Below are 19,419 nucleotides of genomic sequence, written 5' to 3' on the forward strand. Positions count from 1 at the left end.
CCTCTTCTTTTGGAGTTCACATGCTTGGCATCGTTTCCACCCCGGATGGCACGCCCATCGCCGATGTCGCCGTCAGCAACGGCCGAGACGTCGTGCTCACCGACGCCGATGGTCGATTCGAGCTGCCGGCGGCCACCCCGTTCGTCACCGTCACGGTCCCCGCGGGGTACTCGACCGGCACCTGGTGGCTGCCGGCCGCGGATGACACGCAGCTCGCTTTCGTTCTCGAGCCCCGAGAGCAGACGCTCCCGTATGAGTTCATCCACCTCACCGACACGCATCTGACCATCCCCGCGGTCGAGGCCGTGAACTCAGGCCTGTACTCGGAGGGGAGCATCCCCTCAGAACTCACGGCCTTCCTCGCTTCCCTGCCCGACCGAGCGCCCGCCGCCCAGGCCATCTTCGTGACCGGCGACCTCGCCGACCACGGCATCGCGGAAGAGTTCGAAGCCTTTTCCGATGCCGTCGCGAAGAGCCCGCTGCCGATGCGGGTCGTCCCGGGCAACCACGACCACATGAATGGCACTCACGGCAGCATCATCAGCCGCAACAACTACCTCACCAACACCGGCGACCCGGCACTCTACGAACGCATGATCGGCCCGCGCTGGTACAGCTTCGACATCCCGGGCCTCCACGTGGTGGCCATGGACTGGCACAGCCACGAGACGGGCCACGACCACGACCTGCAGAACGCCTGGCTGAACGCCGACCTCGCCGTCCGCGAGCCCGGAAGCCCCTGGATGCTGCTGTTCCACGACCAGCCCGGCAGCTCACTGCTCGAACACGCGCCCTGGCAGCCGATCGCCGCATTCTCCGGCCACTGGCACACCTCCCGCGTCGTCCGCGTCGACGGGACCCTGCACGTCAACAGCCCCACCACCTTCTTCGCCGGCCTCGACTACACCCCGCCCGCGTACCGACGGGTCATCTGGGACGGCGAACAGATCACCCTGCACACCGAGACGGTCACGATGGTTCCCGACCCGGCGCCGCTCGGAGACACCAGTCGCGCGACCTTCGCGCCCGCCGGCCACGACACACCCGCTGACGACGCCATCGTGTGGCGTGCGCAGCTTCACGGCGCCGGCCATCGCCAGAACGTCACGGTCGACGGTGAGATCGTCTTCGCCGGCGCACAGATCGAAGACGAGCCCCTGGGGTTCGTCGAAGCTCTCGACCTTACTACCGGCACCCCGGTCTGGACCACCGAGATCGAGTCCGCCGTGAAGACCGCCCCCGTCGTCTGGGGCGACGCGGTCATTGCCGCCACCGTCTCAGGGGATGTCCACGGCCTCGACCGCGCCACCGGCGAACGGCGATGGATGCTCCCCTCCAGCGACCCGCTGCGCCGCTTCGCCTGGAACGCCCCCACCGTGCACGATGGAGTAATCTACATCGGCGACCAGGCCGACCTCCGCGCCATCGACGCAGCCACCGGCGACGTGCTTTGGCGCCGCACCGACATCGCCCCGCACCACAACCTCGTCAACCATTCCCGCCCGCTGATCATCGACGATCTCCTCGTCATGGGCTTCTGGCCCACCCCCCAGCACCCCGTCGGCCTCAATCGCCACACCGGCGAGAACATATGGGCGACCGGGGACGACTCCGGCGAACTCTTCACGGCACTGAAAGCGCTGTTGATCATGGGCACCGCCACCTACGACGCCGCCGAGGACGCCGTCCTGATGCCCGCATTCGCTCACACCGTCCGCGTCGACCGCGAAACCGGGGCGATCGAATGGGTTACCGCGCATCCGGGCGCCTTCAGCCCCGCAAGCCCGATCGTCACACCCAATGGATACGTCGTCACCGCCACCGGACACGGGCTGCTCATGCTCGACCACACCACCGGCGACATCCGATGGGATCGCGAAATCACCGGCGAGGCACCCTTCCCCATGCGTTCCTACAGCAAGGCACCACACCCCGTCATCGCACCGCCCACCCTCATCGCCGATCGACTCGTGCTGCCAGGCCTCGACGGCCTCATCCGCGTCTTCGACCTCGACGGCAACCTCCTCAGCAAATCGCAGATCGGTTCGCCGCTGGCCGCGGAGCTCACAGTCGCGGGAGACCTTCTCCTCACCGTCGGAACCGACGGCATTGTGATCGCGCTCTCCACACCGGCACTCCTCGCCCGTACGACAAACAATCCCGGCGCCCGCGCCGAGGTGTCTGCATGACCGAATCAACCCGAGAATCCGCGGTCGTTCTCTTTGACTGGAACGGGACCGTCGTTCTCGACGCCGACCGCGCCCAAGGCTCACTCAACAGCGTGCTGCACCGCCGAGGCCTGCCACGCCTGGACGCCGATGGATTCGCACGCGAGTTCCACCTCCCGATGCGTCACATGTTCGAACGCCTCGGCGCCTCCGACACCGCCGCCGCCGAACGCGAATGGAACCACGAGATGACCGCCAAAACCACGGCGGCTCGCGAGGGCACCGACACTCTCCGCGCCCTCGCGCTGGCGGGAACCCGACTGGGCGTCGTGTCCGCAGCGGCTGCCGGCTCGGTCCACACCGACATGAACGCGCTCGGTCTCGACGACATCTGGGACTCGGTCGACGCGCCTGCCCCCGACAAGATCGCCGTCCTCCGAGCGCGCCGCGGAAACGAAACGCACGCCTATTACTTCGGTGACACCGTCTACGACATGCAATCCGCTCGCGCCGCCGGATACACCCCCATCGCCGTCGACCGCGGGTACACCGATACCGGCATCCTGCGCCAAGCCGGGGCCACGGCAGTGCTCACCACGTTCGACGAACTGCCGTCAGTCCTGGCTCACCCGATGACCACAACCCAAAGGAGATAACAATGTCCCACGCACTACGCATGTGGCCCCTCGACGGCGCCATCATGAACGCTGACAAGAGCGCCGTCCACTTCGGTGACAGCGGCCCGATCAAGATGCCGCTGCCCACGTTCCTCATCGAGCATGAACAAGGCCTCGTGCTCATCGACACCGGCTTGAACCCCCGGGCGTGGGATGCGCCCGGCCCGGGGGCGATCTACGAAGCGCACGCGGTCTTCCCGTTCGAATGCCCGCCCGGAAACCGCGTAGACGAGCAAATCGCAAAAGCCGGATTCAGCGTCGACGACGTCACTCACGTCATCATCTCTCACGCCCACTTCGACCACACCGGAGGTCTCTATCTGTTCCCCAACGCGAAAGTCATCATCGCTGAAGCAGAACTGGAGTACGCGTACAACCCGATCCCGTTCTACGCCTTCTTCTTCGGTACCGACGACCTCGACAAAGTACCCGACACAGCCTGGCGAAAAATCACCGGCGATCTCGACCTCTTCGGAGACGGCAGCATCCAGATCTTCCTCACCCCCGGGCACACGCCCGGCCAACTCACCACCCTCGTGAAACTCCAGAATCGGAACTTCGTCATCGTCGGAGACGCGGCGCACACCCACACAAATATGGAAGGCGTTCCAAGCCCCGTCGACCTGGACACCGACGCCGCATACCAATCCGTTGAGCGCATCAAGGAAATCGCGGCACAAGCGAACGCAGACATCTGGGTGATGCACGATGATGAGCAATGGCAGAAACTCGCCTACACGGGCACCCCATACAACTGAACAAACTCGGGCCATTTCGTTACCGTTGGCACTCGGAATAGGTTGAACCCGCCACCAAGCGGTCACAGAATACCGCCGCGTAACGGTCAACCCCACAACCGAGAAGGGGTCCTCGCCGGGGGCTACTTCGGGTCCGTCGCTCAGGACATCCTTTGGCGCGCGGGGTGCCCCATCGTGGTCGCCCCGTCGGCGAGCTATCCGGCGAAGGGGGCACGACGGTGAACGGTGTTCTGCGCGGCATCCTGGTCGGTCTGCACGCGATGGTCTCTCTCACGGCGGTCGCGGGCGGGGCGATTCTCATCGTCGGTTCCCTCGATCCCGGCTTCGAGTCGAGCTGGAACCCCCCGGCCGACTACCTCGCGGGGTCGCCCTTCTCCTCGTACCTCATCCCGGGCCTCGCCCTGCTCGTGTTCGTCGGGGCACTTCAGGGCCTCGCGTGCGTGATGCAGGTGCGCCGATCCGTCGCCGCGCCCCTCGTCTCGGCCGGCGCCGGATTGGTGATGTTCGTCTGGATCTTCGTGCAGATGATCTACATCCCCTTCTCTTTCCTGCAGGCGCTCTACTTCGCGATCGCTCTCCTCCAGGTGACGCTGGTCGTCGTCGGCATCCCGCTCGTCACCGCAGATGTCCGGTCGTCGGGACGACGCAGATCGGGCGCCGCAGAGATCCGATGAGGTCCAGCCCGATCGACCCGAGGTAGCCGCCCGCGACGACGCCCCGCCCGTGCGTGCCGATGACGACCGTGCTGCTGCGCTCGGCGGCCCGCGTCAACGCGGACGTGGGGTTGTCCCTCACCAGCTCGTGCAAGACGACGACGTCGGGATGCCGCTCGCGGACGCGCGCGACAGCGGTGTCGAGGAGGCGTTCGTGTGCCTCCGCGATCTCGCCCGGGCTCAGTCGCACGGCGGTGGCTCCGCGCAGTTCGGGAGTACCCATGAGCCAGGAATGGATGACGCGAAGCGGCAGGCCCTGGACGGAGGCTGTCTTCGCCGCGAACAGCAGCGCCGCCATCGAGGAGTCGTCGTCATCCACGCCCACGGTCACCGGTTCGTCGGTTGCCGACCACCCGGCGGGAACGAGTGCTGTCGGGATGCGAGAACGCGCGGCGATGCGCAGAGGCACCCATCCGTTGAGCATCGTCCGTACCCGGGATCCGGGATGAACCCCGAGAACCAGGAGGTCGGCGTCCCGCGCGGCGTTCGTCAGCGTGCCCGGGATGAGCCCATTCAGCCGCCTCACGTCTGCCGGTACATCCGGAACGAGGCTGCGCCACCGGCGGGCTGCGGCATCCAGAGTCTTGTCTGCTTCTTGTCGGTCCGACGAGAACATGTTCGTCACCAGAACGATCTCGAGTTCGGTGCGCTCGAATCGCGCTCGGTGGGCGGCCCACTCCAACGCGGCCTCCGACGCGTCACTGCCGTCGTACCCGAGAATGACCTTGTCCATGGCGTCTGACTCCCTCCTGACGACCCGAGCGTAGGAGGGTCGCTGCCGGGGCCGACGGGCCCAAGGTCCCGCGACTCAGATCTCGGGGTGCCCCAGCCGGAAGACGGCCGCCTGGGTTCGCGACTCCATCCCGAGCTTCGTCAGGAGCGACGACACGTAGTTCTTGATCGTCTTCTCGGCCAGCCCGAGTCGTTCGCCGATCTGGCGGTTGGTCAGCCCGTCGGCGATGAGGGCAAGCACCTGGCGCTCCCGGAGACCGAGGGATCCCAGCCGGGGGTCGTCGGCGGTGGAGCGCTCGCGCAGGTGCGACGCGGCGCGAGCAGCAGCCTCGGTGTTCAGGAGCGAGCGCCCCGTGCTGACGGCGCGAATGGCGTCGAGGAGCCGCATCGCCGCGATGTCTTTCAGCAGGTATCCCGCCGCCCCCGCCATGACCGCGGCAGAGGTGGCGGCGTCATCGTCGTAGGCGGTGAGGATCAGGCACGCGATGTCGGGCATCGACGAGCGGATCTGCCGACACAGGTCGATTCCACTGCCATCGGGCAACCGGACGTCGAGGACGGCCACGTCGGGTCGGGCAGCCTCGATGCGGGCCAGCGCCTGGTGAACGGTCCCCGCCTCGCCGACGACCTCCATCCCGGCTGCGGTGCCGATGAGGTCGGCGAGACCCCGACGCACGATCTCGTGGTCATCGACGAGGAAGACTCTCGTCATTTCGCCGTTCCCTCCTTCTCGGAACCAGCGAGCGGAACCCGCCACTGGGCGCGCGTGCCGGTCGCTCCCGTATCGAGCGTGAGCGAGCCGCCGCGTCCGGTCGCCCGCTCGGCGAGGTTGCTGAGACCGCTCCGGCGATCGCTGCGGATCCCGGTGCCATCGTCGCTGACGGTCACCGACACGGTGTGCTCGGTGACGTCGACGTCGAGCGAGATGCTGTGCGCGTGCGCGTGTCGCACGCTGTTGGTCAGTAACTCGCGGGCGACCGCGACGACATCTTCCGCCAGCGGGCCGGTGAGGGTGTTGTCGACGGGGCCCGAGAATCGCAACGCGGGCGGTCGCCGAAGCGAGCCCGAAGCCTCCGCGACCACATCGATGAGCCGGTGGCGAAGCGAGCTCCCATCGCGAGCCGAGATGGCGAAGATCACCGTCCGGATCTGCTTGATCGCATCGTCGAGGTGGCCGATGACCTCGTCGATGCGGTTCCGATCCTGCGGCTCGGACAGGGTGAGGGACAGCGACTGCAGCGTGAGTCCGGCTCCGAAGATCTGCTGGATGACGTGGTCGTGCAGATCCCGGGCGATGCGCGCCCGCTCGTCGCTGAGAATTGCTTTCTGTTGCTCGCTGCGGGCGCGGGAGAGCTCCAGGGCGATGCTCGCCTGTGAGGCGAGATCGCCGAGCACGTCCACGTCTACCGCGGTGAATTCGCGCTCGCCGGGGGCTCGCGCGACGACGAGCGCGCCCCACGTGCGCTGGCGCGTGCGCAGGGGCGCGGCCATGGCCGGCCCGGTTTCCTGGTCCATCGCGAACAGTGTCGGATCCGGCGAGGCTGACACGAGGGGAGCGGTCGCGACCCGCAGGCCACCGTCGTCCATCGCCGTCCCCGCGATGCTGCCGCTCTCGGACGACGTCGTGCCGAGGACCTCCAGTTCGTGGGAACCGCGGGCGGCGACGACGCGCAGCACGGCGGCGTCGTCGGTCGGAACCATGATCGTCACCCGTGCGCCCGCCGAAAGCTCGACGACGCGTCCCGCGATCAGGTCGAAGACCTGGTCTGGCGGGGTCGAGAGGATCGCCGCGGAAAGCTCTGCCGTCGCCGTCGTCCATGTGGCGCGAGTGCGCGCCTCGTCGAAGAGGCGAGCGTTCTGGATGACGAATCCCGCCGTGGATGCCAGAGCCCGCACCAGCTCTTGGTCTTCCTCGGAGAAGGAGCCACGACGCGCATTCGTCAGATACAGGTTGCCGAACACCTCCCCGCGGACCGTGATCGGGGAGCCGAGGAAGGAGTCCATGTGCGGATGATGCGCCGGGAAGCCCGCCGCGCGAGGATCGGCGGTGAGATGGTTCAGCCGGATGGGCTCGGGGTTCTCGATCACCGCCCCGAGAAGGCCGCGGCCGCGCGGAAGATGCCCGATCACCGCCGCATCCGCCGGGGTGAGCCCGACGTGGATGAACTGGTCGAGCGACGACCGGTCCGCACCGATGATGCCGAGCGCGCCGAATTCGGCATCGACGAGCTCGACCGCCGCCTCCACGACTCGACGCAGAACGACGGGCAGCTCGATCTCTCCGACCACGGTCTCTACCGCGCGCAAGAGCCCGCGCAGACGCCCCTGTGAGGATTGCACTCGTTCCGCCTGAGCGATCAGCTCCGCGATGGCCCCGTCCAGTTCCACCCGCGGGGCATCGGGGAACGACAGGTGGTTCTCGCCCGTCATCAAAAGCCCCTCTCCCCAGATCTCAAATCTACGACCCCGTCCGCGCTCAGACCAGGACGACAGGACCTTCGGCCTGCCCGGATGCCGTCTCGGACGATGGACTGGGGAGAGGAGGCCCCTCATGAGCCAGAAGCCGACGACCGCGCCCGTGACCGCGTTGACTACTGCCGAGTGCTGGCACCTGCTCGAGACGCAGCGCCTCGGGCGACTGGCGCTCGTCGGCGCTGACGGCGAACCCCTGATCTACCCGGTGAACTTCGCCAGCCGGGACGGAGTTCTCTACATCCGCAGTGCCAATGATTCCAAGCTGCGCTTGCTGCGCACGCGTCCGACGGTCGCCTTCGAAGTCGACGGGCAGGACGGAGACCTCTGGTGGAGCGTCGTCGTGCGCGGTCACGCGGCGCGGGTCGTCGTGGATGCCGAGATCCGCAGCAGCAGAGAGACTCATCTGCGATCGATGAGCCCGACGCCCAAGCCTTACGTCATTGGCATCCACCCACAGAGCGTGACGGGGCGCCGATTCCGGGAGCGTGCCGACGAGGAGCCGGATACCCCCGGGCGATCGCGGATCCTCACGTCGACGCCCGAGGCGCATTCCCCCACGGCCCAACGGCCGCACCCGATCCCGAGCTTCACGCCGCTGGCAGACGAGTAGCCGCCGCCGGGGACGCGCGCGACTCCGGCGACGCGGGCGGAAGGCCCTCGCCGCCGGAATGCGCCGACGCTCACCGGATGACGGCCGTCACCGTGGGCAACTGCCCGAGAAGTGCCTGGCTGGTCGAGCCCAGCAGGAAGCGCGCCATCGCCCCGCGCCCGTGGCTGCCGACGACGAGCAGCCGAGCGTGATGGGCCGTGCGCGCGATCACCGCCGCGGGGTACCCGGATTCGACCACGGTCGTCACCGAGAGGTCCGGATAATCCTGCCGCAGTCCGGCGAGCGCGATCGCCAGCGCCTCCGTGGAGAGATCTTGCATGCGGTCCAGGTAGTCCTCCGGGTAATCGTCCATCTCGAAGGGCACCGGAACCGGCGACCACGTCATCACCGCGGTCAGAGGTTCACCGAGGCGATCCGCTTCGGCCGCGGCGAACGCGACGGCCTTCTCCGAAGCCTCCGAGCCGTCGACCCCCACCACGACGCCCGTGCGTTCGTCGAGGTCGTCGTCGGGAACAACGACGACGGGACACTGCGCCGCGGCGGTGATCCGCACCCCGCGCACTCCGCGGAGCCGCGACCCGCCCCTCGCGAAGTCACTGCCCAGCACGAGCAGGTCGACGCGCTGCGACACGTCGAGGAGTTGTGCGACGGGATCTCCCCGTTCGATCAGCGTCTCGGCCTTCGCTCCGGCGGCGTCAGCCTGCGCCGCTGCGGACTCCAGCATCTTCTCGGTCACCTGTGTCGCGTGATCGAGGAGCGGTTCCTCCCCGCCGACGCCCCTGCCGGAACCCACGACGGACACCAGCAACAGTCGTTCCCGTCGCGCCACCGCGCGCTCGATCGCCCACTCGAGGGCCCGCTGGGCTCCCGAGGCATCCGTCACACCGACCGCAATGGTCTCGCTCATGATCGCTCCTTTGCTCGCGCCGTTCGTCGGCTACACCTCACGGTGCCGCCGACCGACCGATTCCGACGGGACCTTCGACCCGCCGGTGCCCCCGCAGGCCGCGAAGACTCGTCGTAGGCCACGATCGAAGGAGAGGTCATGCGAGTAGCAGTCGTCGAACAATTCGGTTCGCCCGCGAAGGTGGAGGAGCGAGAGCTCCCGCAGCCCGGGCCGGGACAGGTGCTGGTTCGACTGGAGACCTGCGGACTGTGCCACACCGACATCCACGCGATGAACGGTGACTGGCCGGTGAAGCCGAGCCTCCCGCTCGTGCCCGGACACGAGGGCGTCGGCATCATCGAGGAGCTCGGTGCCGGGGTGACCACGCGCACCGTCGGACAGCGTGTCGCGATGCCCTGGCTCGGCCACGCGTGCGGTGAGTGCCGCTACTGCGTCGACGGGCGGGAGAACCTCTGCGAGCAGCAATTCAACAACGGCTACGGCGTCGATGGCGCCTACGCCGAGTACATGCTCGCCGACGCGCGATTCGCCGTGCCGGTGCCCGACGGCGTCACCCCGATGGACGCGGCGCCTCTGACGTGCGCGGGCGTCACGACCTACGCGGCCGTCAAGAACGCCCGGATCACACCCGGAGAGACCGTGGCCGTGTTCGGCATCGGCGGGCTCGGTCACCTGGCCGTGCAGTACGCGCGCCTCGTGGGGGCGAAGGTGATCGCCGTCGACGTGACCGAAGACAAGCTGCGGCTCGCCTCCGAATTGGGGGCGGATCACGTGGTGAACGCACGCACCACGGATCCGGTGGAGGCGATCCGGCAGTACGGAGGAGCGGATGCCGTGATCGTTCTGGCCGTCGCTCCCGCGGTGTTCCGTCAGGCGTTCGACTCGCTCAACCGCGGAGGCCGACTCGTGCTGGTGTCGCTGCCGGCCGACGGCGAACTGACCGTGCCGATCTTCGACACCGTGCTCAAGGGCATCAGTATCATCGGCTCGATCGTGGGCACCCGTCAGGATCTCGCCGAGGTGTTCGCCCTGCACGCTCTCGGACGTACCCGGGTCATCACTGAGAGCCGCGACCTGGCGGACGTCAACCGCTCGGTCGACGAGGTGCTGGCCGGAAGCGTGCCCGCCCGGTTGGTCTTCGCCTACCACACGGCTGATCTCGTGCCCGTTGTGCCTGAGGCCACCGACGACGCCTCGTAGACGTCGCGACCAGCTGACCGCGCGAGGCGCCCGTTCCCCACGGGTTCCTCGCGCGGTCGCTGTGTCGTCTGCGTTGTCGCCTTAGTCTGGCCTCGAGAACTCGCATCCGGGGAGGTCAGTATGACGATCGCACCCGCGCAGCCGCGCACGCCCTCGCCGTGGCGCGTCGTTCGCCTCACGGTTCTCGTCGCGGCGGTGGTCGTCCTCGGTGGGGTGGCCGTCGTCCTCTTTGGCCTGATGAGCGACGAGACGCACTTCGACCGCCCCAGCGCCGAGTTCGACGCGCTGGAAGCCGAGGTCGTCGCGCTCCCCGGCGTCACGGCGGTCGCGAAGGAACGCTGGGTCGAGGCGCCGACCTTCTCGAACCCGATGTCGACGGTGACCGTCACCCTGGAACGGTCGGCTCTGCCGGCGGTGCTCGATGCCGCTTGCGCCACCGACTACCCCGACCCCGTCACGTGGGGGCTCGTCGTCGGCACCCCCGGCGGGGCGGAGGTGTCGATGTTCGCCGAGCGCGTGGCATCCGGGACGGGCCCGGCATGTCCGGATTTCCGGTTGGACGCGGTGGGTGCGGTCGACGCGCTGGACCGCATCGCTCCCGGCCGAGCCGTGGAGCTTGCGGTGGGGGATACCGGTCGCCTCTTCGCGCGAGACACGCCGGACGTGGGGAGAACGATCGCCGACGTGCTGCCGTTCGTGGCGCGCGTGGACGAGTTGCGGCAGGCCGCCGGACTCGACGCCGAGGTCAACGTCAACTCCGTCGCCCTGTCCGTCGTGGTCGGCCCAGGCGAGGGCCCCCGCTATGCCGACCTGCTGCGCAGGCTCGTCGATGAGTACGGCGTGACGACCTTCTGGGATGGCGCGGGCGGCGACGGGGCTCCGTCCGTTCGAATCGGCGGTGGCGCCGCACACGCGCACGAGATCGAGGCCGCGATCCGCGCGTCGGGACTGCGGATCGCCCAGGCGGGCGTCGATTTCCGGGGGAACTGACCCACCGGGACGCAAGCGGTACGTCAACGACGACGCGCCCTGCCACGATCGAGGAATGGATGTCACGATCGACGACACCCCGCCGGCCCCGGCCGTCGATCCCGACGCCCGCCGCGCCCACGCGCTCGTCGTCGCCGTCACGGCCACGGTCGCCTTCGTCGCGCTGCGTCTGGTCGTGGCCATCTCGAGGCCGGCGCCGTTGCCGATCGACGTGTGGTGGGATGCCGCGATGTCGGACCTCGCGTCGCCAGTCGGGGTGATCGTCGCGTGGGTGCCGGCGGTCGGCGGCGGCACGATCGGCATGATCGTGATCGGTGTGGCGACCTCGGCGCTGTTCCTCGCGCGGCACCGCCCGTGGGACGCGCTGAACGTCGCGGCATCCCTTGCTCTCGTTGTTGCCATCGGCGCCCCGATGGCCGCGGTGATCGCGCGGCAGAGGCCGGAGCACTCGCTCGCCGAGACCGTGGCGACCTCCTTCCCCTCGGGGCACACCGCGGTCGCGACGACGATCGTGGTGACCCTGGGGCTGATCCTCCGGCGGCGGTGGGTCTGGATCGTGGGCGGAGCGTGGGCCGTGCTGATGATGTGGAGCCGCACCTACCTGCACGCCCACTGGCTCTCCGACGTCGTGGCCGGCGCGCTCGAGGGGATCGTCGTGGCGACGCTGGTGTGGGCGGCGATTGAGGTGGCCCGCGAGCGCCGAGCGCAACCGTCTGCTGTCGATGGTGCATGAACGCTAACGTTCCCGGATGACATCTCCCTCGTCCGCCGCGGATCGCGCGCAGGATTCCCGCGCTTTCGAGATCGCCGCGCGCATCGGCTACGTGGTCCTCGGCCTGCTTCACCTGCTCATCGGCGTGATCGCCATCTCGATCGCGACCGGCGGTGGGGGAGAGAACGCCGATCAAAGCGGGGCCCTCTCGCAGGTCAGTTCCGCGCCCGGCGGCGTCCTGCTGCTGTGGACCATCGTCGTGGGCCTCGCCGCGCTCGCCGTGTGGCAGATCACCGAAGCTGTGGTCGAGCAGGATCCGGATGCCAAGAAGCGCTGGGCGCACCGCGCGAAGTTCGTCGGCACCGCGATCGCCTACGGTGCCATCGCGGGTACCGCTGCGACCGTCGCCCTGGGCGGGCAGTCGGATTCGGCGGAGTCATCGCAGACCCTGAGCGCACAGCTGCTCGCCGTTCCGGCGGGGGTCGCGCTTCTCGTGGTCGTGGGACTCGTGGTCGCGGCCGTCGGCGTCGCTTTCGTCGTGCGCGGCATCACGCGGGCGTTCGAGAAGCACCTGATCATCCCGGGCGGAACGGCGGGGCGTGGCATCCGCGTGTTCGGCACGGTCGGCTACGTCGCCAAGGGCATCGCGGTGGGGGTGGCCGGCATCCTGTTCGTGGTCGCCGCCCTCACGCACGACCCGGGTGCCGCGAGCGGCCTCGACGGGGCACTGCGTTCGCTCGCCGCCCTGCCGTTCGGCCAGGTCGTGCTGTGGCTCGTCGGCGCCGGGCTCATCGTGTACGGACTGTTCTGCTTCGCCCGGGCACGCTACGCGCGCATGTGAGACCCGTGCGCCGCACGTTCTCGGCGCGACGGTGTCGGTCATAGGGTTTCTTCGTCACCCGTTCCGCGGCCGATGGAGCCCCCATGACCGACACCCTGTTCGACTACTTCTCGTGCGGCGAGCTGCCGACCCCGACGCTGCCGGCGGAGGAGGCCGCCACTCTCCTGCGCGACGTCTACGGCGTCGACGTGGAGCTGCAGAGCCTCGGGAGTCAGCAGGATCAGAACTTCCTCGTCCGCCCGCCCGGCGGTGGCGAGCCGCTCGGTGTTCTGAAGATCAGCAACCCGGTCTTCCGCGAGACCGAGATCGAGATGCAGGATGCCGCCGCGGACGCCGTCGCGCGGGCGGAGCCGACGCTGCGCATCCCCGAGATCGTCGTCGGCCCGCGTGGCCCGATGACCGGCTGGTGGGAGACGAGCCAGGGCCGGCTGCACGCCCGGGTGATCTCGTTCGTGTCGGGGTCGACGCTCACCGGCTCGGGCTATCTCGCGCCGCGCGTGGTCGAGCGCCTCGGTGAGCTCGCCGCCGCGGTGAGCGTCGCGCTCGCCGACCAGACGCACCCCGCGTCGGGCCGGGTCTTGCAGTGGGATCTCCGGCATGCGGAGCGCGTGATCGAAGAGATCGCGCGGACCGAACCGGATGCCGACGTGCGCGCGGTCTGCGCCGAGGCGACCGCCGCGGCGCTCGCCGCCCTCCGCCCGGTGGCCGCGCGGCTGCCGCGCCAGCTCGGGCACTTCGACGTCACCGACGACAACGTGCTGCGCCCGCACGGCGTGGGCACGCTCCCCGACGCGGTGATCGACTTCGGCGACGTCATCGACTCGTGGGCGGTGGGCGAGATCGCGGTCACGGTGTCGTCGGTGCTCCACCACGACGGCGCGACGTACGCCTCCACCCTCCCGGCGATCGCCGCCTTCGACCGGCGGCGTCCGCTCTCCGACGACGAGATCACGGCCCTGTGGCCCCTCGTCGTGCTCCGCGGTGTCGTGCTCGTGCTGAGCGGTCGCCAGCAGGTGCGCCTCGACGACGCGAACGACTACGCCAGCGGCGCCCTCGACCGCGAGTTCGAGATCCTGCGCCGAGCCGGTGCTGTGCCGGTCGAGGTGGCGACGGCGCGGATCCGCCGCGCGCTCGGCCGTGAGGTCGTTGCGGCTCCCGCGTGGAGCACCGCGCCGATCCTGCCGGGGGCCCTGCGCCCGGTCGTTCTGGATGCCACGACCCTGTCGCCGCTGGCCGACGAGGGGGCGTGGATCGACGGCGACGCGCTCGAGAGGGCGGCGCAGCGCCTGCTCGACGGCGGGGCGGATGCCGTGGTGCTCCCCGCCCTGACGCCGACGCTGCTCGGCGCTCCCGCGCGCACGCCCGAGGAACCCGCGACGGCCCCGACGGCGGCCTCGGTGTGGTTCGCCGAGGCGACCGCGCTCGTGCTCCCGGCCGACGCCGAACACCGCGACGGCGAGATCGTGGTGCGCGGGGGCGATGGCATCCTGCGGATCTTCGCGCCCTCGGCCGAGGTTCCCGCGCGCACGCGTACGCGGGTGATGCTGACCGCGCCGGGCATCGACGTGCCCGACGCCGTACGCCCGAGCGACCTGCCCGGGTGGCGGGCCGTCGTCGGCGACGCCACGCCCGCCCTCGGGGTCACCCCGCCCGCCGCGCTCACGGACGACCTGCTCGCGCGCCGCGAGGCGGTCGTCGCCGAAGTGCAGGAGCACTACTACGCGCAGCCTCCGCGGATCGAGCGGGGCTGGCGGGAGTACCTCGTGGGCGTCGACGGTCGCGTGTACCTCGACATGGTCAACAACGTCGCCTCGGTCGGGCACGCGCACCCGCGGATCCACGCCGCCGTGTCGCGGCAGACGCGGCTGCTCAACACCAACTCGCGGTTCCACTACGCCGCGATCACCGAGTATGGCGAGCGCCTGGCGGCGCTGCTCCCCGACGAACTCGACACCGTGTTCTTCGTCAACTCCGGCTCCGAGGCCGTCGACCTCGCGATCCGGCTCGGCCTGGCCGCGACCGGGCGTGCGGACGTCGTCGCGATGGCCGAGGCGTACCACGGCTGGACGTACGCCAGCGATGCGGTGTCGACCTCGATCGCCGACAACCCGAACGCCCTCGAGACCCGCCCCGACTGGGTGCACACCGTGGATGCCGCGAACTCCTACCGCGGTCGTCACCGGGGCACGGATGCCGCGGCCTACGCGCCCGAGGCGGTCGCGCGGCTGCGCGCGCTCGCCGCCGACGGGCACGCGCCAGCGGCCTTCCTCAGCGAGACGTTCTACGGCAACGCGGGCGGGGTGGCTCTGCCCGAGGGGTATCTGCGGGAGGTGTACGAGGCCGTCCGCGAGCTGGGCGGTCTCGCGATCGCCGACGAGGTGCAGGTCGGGTACGGACGCCTGGGCTCGTGGTTCTGGGGCTTCGAGCAGCAGGGGGTCGTGCCCGACATCGTCGCGGTCGCGAAGTCGATCGGCGCCGGCTTCCCGCTCGGGGCCGTCGTCACCCGCCGCGCGATCGCGGATCGCTACCGCACGCAGGGGTACTTCTTCTCGTCGACAGGGGGATCGCCGCTCTCCTCCGTCGTGGGTTCGACGATCCTCGACATCATCGAGGACGAGGGCCTGCAAGAGAACGCGCGCGTCGTCGGTGCACACCTCAAGGCTCGCCTCGAGGCGCTGGGGGAGCGGCATCCCCTCGTCGGCACCGTGCACGGGGCGGGGCTGTACCTCGGCCTGGAGTTCGTGCGCGACCGCCAGACCCTCGAGCCGGCCACCGAGGAGACGGCCGCGATCTGCGACCGGCTGCTCGAGCTCGGTGTGATCATGCAGCCCACGGGCGATCACCAGAACGTTCTGAAGATCAAGCCGCCCCTGTGCCTCACGCGGGAGTCGGCCGACTACTTCGCCGACATGCTCGACCGCGTGCTGACGACGGGGTTCTAGCGGGTTCCGCTCGCGACGCAAGCCCGCTCGCCCGGTGCGCCGAGGGGAGTAGACCGGAGGGACACCCTTCCGCCCGAGAGGAGCAGCCCATGCGTGGAGTCATCATGCACGCCGCCGGAGACGTGCGCGTCGAGGACCGTGACGACCCGAGAATCGAAGAGCCGACGGATGCCATCATCCGCCTGTCCGCCTCGTGCATCTGCGGCTCGGATCTGTGGCCCTATCGCGGGGCCGACGACGTGGATGCCACCCCCATGGGCCACGAGTACGTCGGGGTGGTCACCGAGATCGGCGAAGCGGTGCAGAACGTGAAGGTCGGCGACTTCGTCGTCGGCTCGTTCATGGCATCCGACAACACGTGCGAGATCTGTCAGGCCGGGTACCAGTCCCGCTGCGTGCACGTGGTGCCGATGGGACGCATGGGCACGCAGGCCGAGTTCGCGCGCATCCCCCACGCCGACGGCACGCTCGTCGCGACCCCCGGCGAGCCCGACGCCGACCTCATCCCGTCGCTCCTGGCCGCCTCCGACGTGCTCGGCACCGGGTGGTTCGCGGCCGAGGCTGCCGAGGTCGGCCCCGGGAAGACCGTGGCGGTGGTCGGCGACGGAGCGGTGGGCCTGCTCGGCATCCTGGCCGCGAAGCAGTTGGGCGCCGAGCGCATCATCGCGATGTCGCGTCACGCCGACCGGCAGGAGCTCGCACGGCGGTTCGGCGCCACCGACATCGTCGAGGAACGCGGCGACGAGGGCATCGCGAAGGTCAAGGAGCTCACCGACGGTCTGGGGGCGCACTCGGTCATCGAGGCAGTCGGGACCCAGCAGTCCATGGAGCAGGCCATGCGCTCCACCCGGGCCGGCGGCCACATCGGCTTCGTCGGCGTCTCGCACGACGTCACTCTCCAGGGGCAGGAGCTCTTCCGCTCGGCGGTGCACCTGCACGGAGGTCCGGCCCCGGTGCGGCGCTTCCTGCCGGAGCTCATCCAGCTGATCTGGGACCGCAAAATCGACCCGGGCGCGGTGTTCGACCTGAGCCTGCCGCTCGAAGAGGCGGCCGAGGGCTACCGGGCGATGGACGAGCGCCGCGCCACCAAGGTCCTGCTGACGATTCCCTGAGTGGCTCGGCGGCCCCGGACGAGCCAGCCTCGACCGACTCAGGCCGCGACCGCGCTGACGACGATGTTGTCGACGTAGTGGCCCGACTGCGCATCCCACGCGCCCCCGCAGGTGACGAGCCGCAGCTCGCGCGTCGGCACCGGGGCGTAGATCGACGAGGTCGGGAAGGTCTCCTTCTCGACCGTCTGAAGACCGGTCACCGTGAAGTCGATCGTCGCCCCGTCGCTCTGCGTCACCGACACCACGTCGCCGGGGGTGAGACGCGGCAGGTCGAAGAAGACCGCGGGTCCCGTGGGGGAGTCCACGTGCCCCGCGATGACGGCCGGGCCCACGGCGCCGGGGACGACGCCCTTCTCGTACCAGCCGACGTCGTCGTACTCCCGGGGGGATTCGATCCACCCGTCGGGGCCGCGATCCAGGGTGATGAGGTCGGACTCGACGCCGATGGTGGGGATGGAGATGTGGACGGGGGTGGCGGTCGAGGTCTTCGCCGGCGTCACGGGATCCTGCAGCCCGCCGGCCCCGCCCGATGCCCCGGCGGTGGCCGGGGCATCGGTGGTGGGGGCATCGAACGGGGGGCACCCGGCGAGGACGTCGTCGCTCATCATGACCGTGGCCAGGGCGTTCCACGCGTCGCCGTAGTAGGTCGGGGTCGAGGCCGATGTCTCGCTCATCCGTCGCAGGTCGGCGGCGGCGGCATCCGTCTGCCCGTCCGCGGCGAGGGCTGCCGCGCGCGCGGCGTACGCGACCGCGTGCTGATCGCCGGTCACCGCCCCCGCGCCGGCATCCAGTTCGGCCGCGAGGCGATCGTCGTCCGGAAGCGCCGCCGCGACGCGAGCCGCGAGCGCGCGATCGTCGGGGTCGCAGGATTCGGCGTACCGGATCGACAGGCGGGCGGAGTCGTAACCGAAGCGGGGTTCGCCGCTCCCGTCCGCGCCGCCCGCGAGCGCGACCGCGCCATCGGCCGCGACCGTCGCCCAGTTCGTCGGCACCGCGTTCTTCTCCAGAAGTGCCGCCGTGACGGCACGGCTGCCGGATGCCAGTTCCTCCCACCGCGCGTCGCCGGACGCGCGATCGAGCACCGCGTAGGCGGCCGGCGACGCGTACGAGGGGTTGTACGCGTGCGGCGCGGCGGTGGCCCAGGGCCCCGGGAGGAGAATCCGCCCCAGCTCCGTCTCGGCGGTCATCTCGTCGAGCAGAGCCTCGCCGACCGCGACGCCCGCCTCGCGGAGATCGTCGCGTCCGAAGGCGTCGCCGGCGAGGACCAGGGCGCGCGCGGCATCCAGGTCGGCGTCGGAGGCCGGCTGCTCATCGCTGACCGCCCCGTCCGCCCACTGCCAGGCCAGCAGCCCGTCCTCGCGCTGGATGTTCTGCGTCGTCCACGTCCAGATCTCGTCGAAGCGCGCCTCGTCGTCGGCAGCGACCGCAAGAAGAAGGCCGTAGGCCTGTCCTTCGCTGACGGTATCGTCGCCCTGATCCCGGCGGACGACGCGACCGTCGTCCACGTAGGTGTCGAGGAACGCCGAGGCGATCGCCGCCGTGTCGTCGCTGGATTCGCTGTCGGGTTCGGCCGGCGCGGCGCAGGCCGACGCCCCGAGGGCGAGCGCGGTGACGACCGCGCCCGCCGAGACGGTCCGCAGGAGGCGTCTCATGCGCGAGTCGTGGCCGCGCGACGGCGCAGGATGGCCGTCGTCGCGATCACGCCCCCGAGGAGGGCCGCCACGCCCACCGCGGCGCCGACCGGGGCGGTCGTGTTCGTCGCGGTGCCGCCCCCGCCGGTGTGGATGCCGCCGATCGGCATGTCGGAGAGGGTCGCGGAGTCGGTGATCGCTTGGGCGGTCAGCGCCCCGGCGGCGGTGTCCAGGACGAACAGCGTCGACACCGATCCCGCGGGCAGGTCGACGGCCGACGCCGTCGTGGCGTCGGCGCCCGTGAGTTCGAGATCCCACGAGCCGGCGGGGACGGACGCGTAGTCGGTCGCCGTGCCGGTGGGAACGCCGCGGGCGATCGGGCGGCCTTCGGTGGTGTCGACGTCGACGCTCGACTCGACGGTCGAGGCCTGGACGACACGGACCCGCGCCTCGCCCTCGGCGGGAGCGGAGAGGTCGTCCTCGAAGACCGTCGTCCGCAGGTCGGCGTTACGTCCATAGGCGGCGACGGTGACCGGGTCTCCGTCGGTCACGTCGACGGACTGCTCGACCACGGGCTCGGCATCGTCGGCCGCGTCGGAGGGCACCATCGAGATGATGTAGGTGCCCTGCGCGAGCGGAATGTAGTCGCTCACCGCGCCGTAGGCCACATCGTCGAGTTCGTAGACGACGGCGCCGCCGGCGAGTGCCGTCATCTGGACGTCGACAGACTTCGTGTCCGGCGAGAGATGGGCAACACGGGCCCACCCCTCGGCTTCGGCTGGAGCGGCCAGGGCAGCGGGGGCCGTGGCCACGCCGACGGCCGCGGGAAGGAGCGCGATCGCGGCCAGGGCGAGGCCGCGTCGGGCCGAGCCGGTGGAGGGGCGGCGGGGGGAGGTCGTGTTGATCATGGGGGATCCTTTCTTCGGGGGGAGGGGGATCATCTGCGGGCGC

Annotated in this window: 17 protein-coding genes; 11 read left to right on the forward strand and 6 right to left on the reverse strand. The window is 70.0% G+C overall.

Features of this window, described 5'->3' with window-relative positions:
* Positions 1-20 precede the first annotated feature (20 nt).
* The 4 genes from ACU6WY_RS01480 (at position 21) to ACU6WY_RS01495 (ending at position 4,277) form a co-directional block, all read left to right on the forward strand.
* Entirely contained in the window at positions 21-2,189 is a 2,169-nt protein-coding gene (locus tag ACU6WY_RS01480; RefSeq protein WP_264632336.1) for an outer membrane protein assembly factor BamB family protein, read from the forward strand.
* A complete protein-coding gene (locus ACU6WY_RS01485) occupies positions 2,186-2,824 on the forward strand; it encodes an HAD family hydrolase (protein ID WP_264632335.1) in 639 nt (212 codons plus the stop codon). Before ACU6WY_RS01480 ends, ACU6WY_RS01485 begins: the two co-directional genes overlap by 4 nt.
* A gap of 20 nt (positions 2,825-2,844) precedes the next feature.
* Positions 2,845-3,603, forward strand: coding sequence for an N-acyl homoserine lactonase family protein (locus tag ACU6WY_RS01490; RefSeq protein WP_264632334.1), 759 nt, complete (start codon positions 2,845-2,847; stop codon positions 3,601-3,603).
* A 218-nt stretch (positions 3,604-3,821) separates the two neighbouring features.
* Entirely contained in the window at positions 3,822-4,277 is a 456-nt protein-coding gene (locus ACU6WY_RS01495; protein ID WP_483820714.1) for a hypothetical protein, read from the forward strand.
* Here ACU6WY_RS01495 and ACU6WY_RS01500 read toward each other — a convergent pair.
* The 3 genes from ACU6WY_RS01500 to ACU6WY_RS01510 form a co-directional block, all read right to left on the reverse strand.
* Positions 4,219-5,049 carry a universal stress protein gene (locus ACU6WY_RS01500; protein WP_483820715.1) on the reverse strand — a complete coding sequence of 277 codons (831 nt, stop codon included), beginning with the start codon at positions 5,047-5,049 and terminating at the stop codon, positions 4,219-4,221. The two genes, ACU6WY_RS01495 and ACU6WY_RS01500, sit on opposite strands and share 59 nt — an antisense overlap.
* 75 nt (positions 5,050-5,124) lie before the next feature.
* Positions 5,125-5,760 carry a response regulator gene (locus tag ACU6WY_RS01505; RefSeq protein ID WP_483820716.1) on the reverse strand — a complete coding sequence of 212 codons (636 nt, stop codon included), beginning with the start codon at positions 5,758-5,760 and terminating at the stop codon, positions 5,125-5,127.
* On the reverse strand, positions 5,757-7,478 hold the full coding sequence (locus tag ACU6WY_RS01510; protein WP_483820717.1) for a sensor histidine kinase: 1,722 nt from the start codon (positions 7,476-7,478) through the stop codon (positions 5,757-5,759). The genes ACU6WY_RS01505 and ACU6WY_RS01510 overlap by 4 nt, the downstream gene beginning before the upstream one ends.
* A gap of 121 nt (positions 7,479-7,599) precedes the next feature.
* Between ACU6WY_RS01510 and ACU6WY_RS01515 the strand changes: the two genes are divergently transcribed.
* The gene (locus ACU6WY_RS01515) at positions 7,600-8,133 is read left to right on the forward strand and encodes a pyridoxamine 5'-phosphate oxidase family protein (RefSeq protein WP_483820718.1); all 534 of its coding nucleotides are present in this window, start codon (positions 7,600-7,602) and stop codon (positions 8,131-8,133) included.
* 70 nt (positions 8,134-8,203) lie between these two features.
* Here ACU6WY_RS01515 and ACU6WY_RS01520 read toward each other — a convergent pair whose 3' ends face one another.
* On the reverse strand, positions 8,204-9,040 hold the full coding sequence (locus ACU6WY_RS01520; protein ID WP_483820719.1) for a universal stress protein: 837 nt from the start codon (positions 9,038-9,040) through the stop codon (positions 8,204-8,206).
* 138 nt (positions 9,041-9,178) lie between these two features.
* Here ACU6WY_RS01520 and adhP point away from each other — a divergent pair, with 138 nt between their 5' ends.
* The 6 genes from adhP to ACU6WY_RS01550 all read left to right on the forward strand — a co-directional run bounded on the left by adhP (position 9,179) and on the right by ACU6WY_RS01550 (position 16,837).
* Positions 9,179-10,240, forward strand: coding sequence for an alcohol dehydrogenase AdhP (gene adhP / locus ACU6WY_RS01525; RefSeq protein ID WP_483820720.1), 1,062 nt, complete (start codon positions 9,179-9,181; stop codon positions 10,238-10,240).
* A 120-nt stretch (positions 10,241-10,360) separates the two neighbouring features.
* A complete protein-coding gene (locus tag ACU6WY_RS01530; RefSeq protein WP_483820721.1) occupies positions 10,361-11,230 on the forward strand; it encodes a hypothetical protein in 870 nt (289 codons plus the stop codon).
* Positions 11,231-11,285: 55 nt separating this feature from the next.
* The gene (locus ACU6WY_RS01535) at positions 11,286-11,963 is read left to right on the forward strand and encodes a phosphatase PAP2 family protein (RefSeq protein WP_483820722.1); all 678 of its coding nucleotides are present in this window, start codon (positions 11,286-11,288) and stop codon (positions 11,961-11,963) included.
* Positions 11,964-11,979: 16 nt separating this feature from the next.
* Positions 11,980-12,783 (forward strand): DUF1206 domain-containing protein, encoded by an 804-nt coding sequence (locus ACU6WY_RS01540; protein WP_483820723.1) that lies wholly within the window; start codon positions 11,980-11,982, stop codon positions 12,781-12,783.
* Between the two features lie 83 nt (positions 12,784-12,866).
* A complete protein-coding gene (locus ACU6WY_RS01545; protein ID WP_483820724.1) occupies positions 12,867-15,725 on the forward strand; it encodes an aminotransferase in 2,859 nt (952 codons plus the stop codon).
* Between the two features lie 89 nt (positions 15,726-15,814).
* Entirely contained in the window at positions 15,815-16,837 is a 1,023-nt protein-coding gene (locus tag ACU6WY_RS01550) for a zinc-dependent alcohol dehydrogenase family protein (RefSeq protein WP_483820725.1), read from the forward strand.
* A gap of 38 nt (positions 16,838-16,875) precedes the next feature.
* Here ACU6WY_RS01550 and ACU6WY_RS01555 read toward each other — a convergent pair whose 3' ends face one another.
* Both ACU6WY_RS01555 and ACU6WY_RS01560 read right to left on the reverse strand, forming a co-directional pair.
* On the reverse strand, positions 16,876-18,489 hold the full coding sequence (locus ACU6WY_RS01555; RefSeq protein ID WP_483820726.1) for a class F sortase: 1,614 nt from the start codon (positions 18,487-18,489) through the stop codon (positions 16,876-16,878).
* Complete coding sequence (locus tag ACU6WY_RS01560; protein WP_483820727.1) at positions 18,486-19,376, reverse strand: DUF4397 domain-containing protein; 891 nt, start codon at positions 19,374-19,376, stop codon at positions 18,486-18,488. The genes ACU6WY_RS01555 and ACU6WY_RS01560 overlap by 4 nt, the downstream gene beginning before the upstream one ends.
* Between the last annotated feature and the right edge of the window lie 43 nt (positions 19,377-19,419).

Source organism: Microbacterium sp. ZW3a (assembly GCF_057167165.1).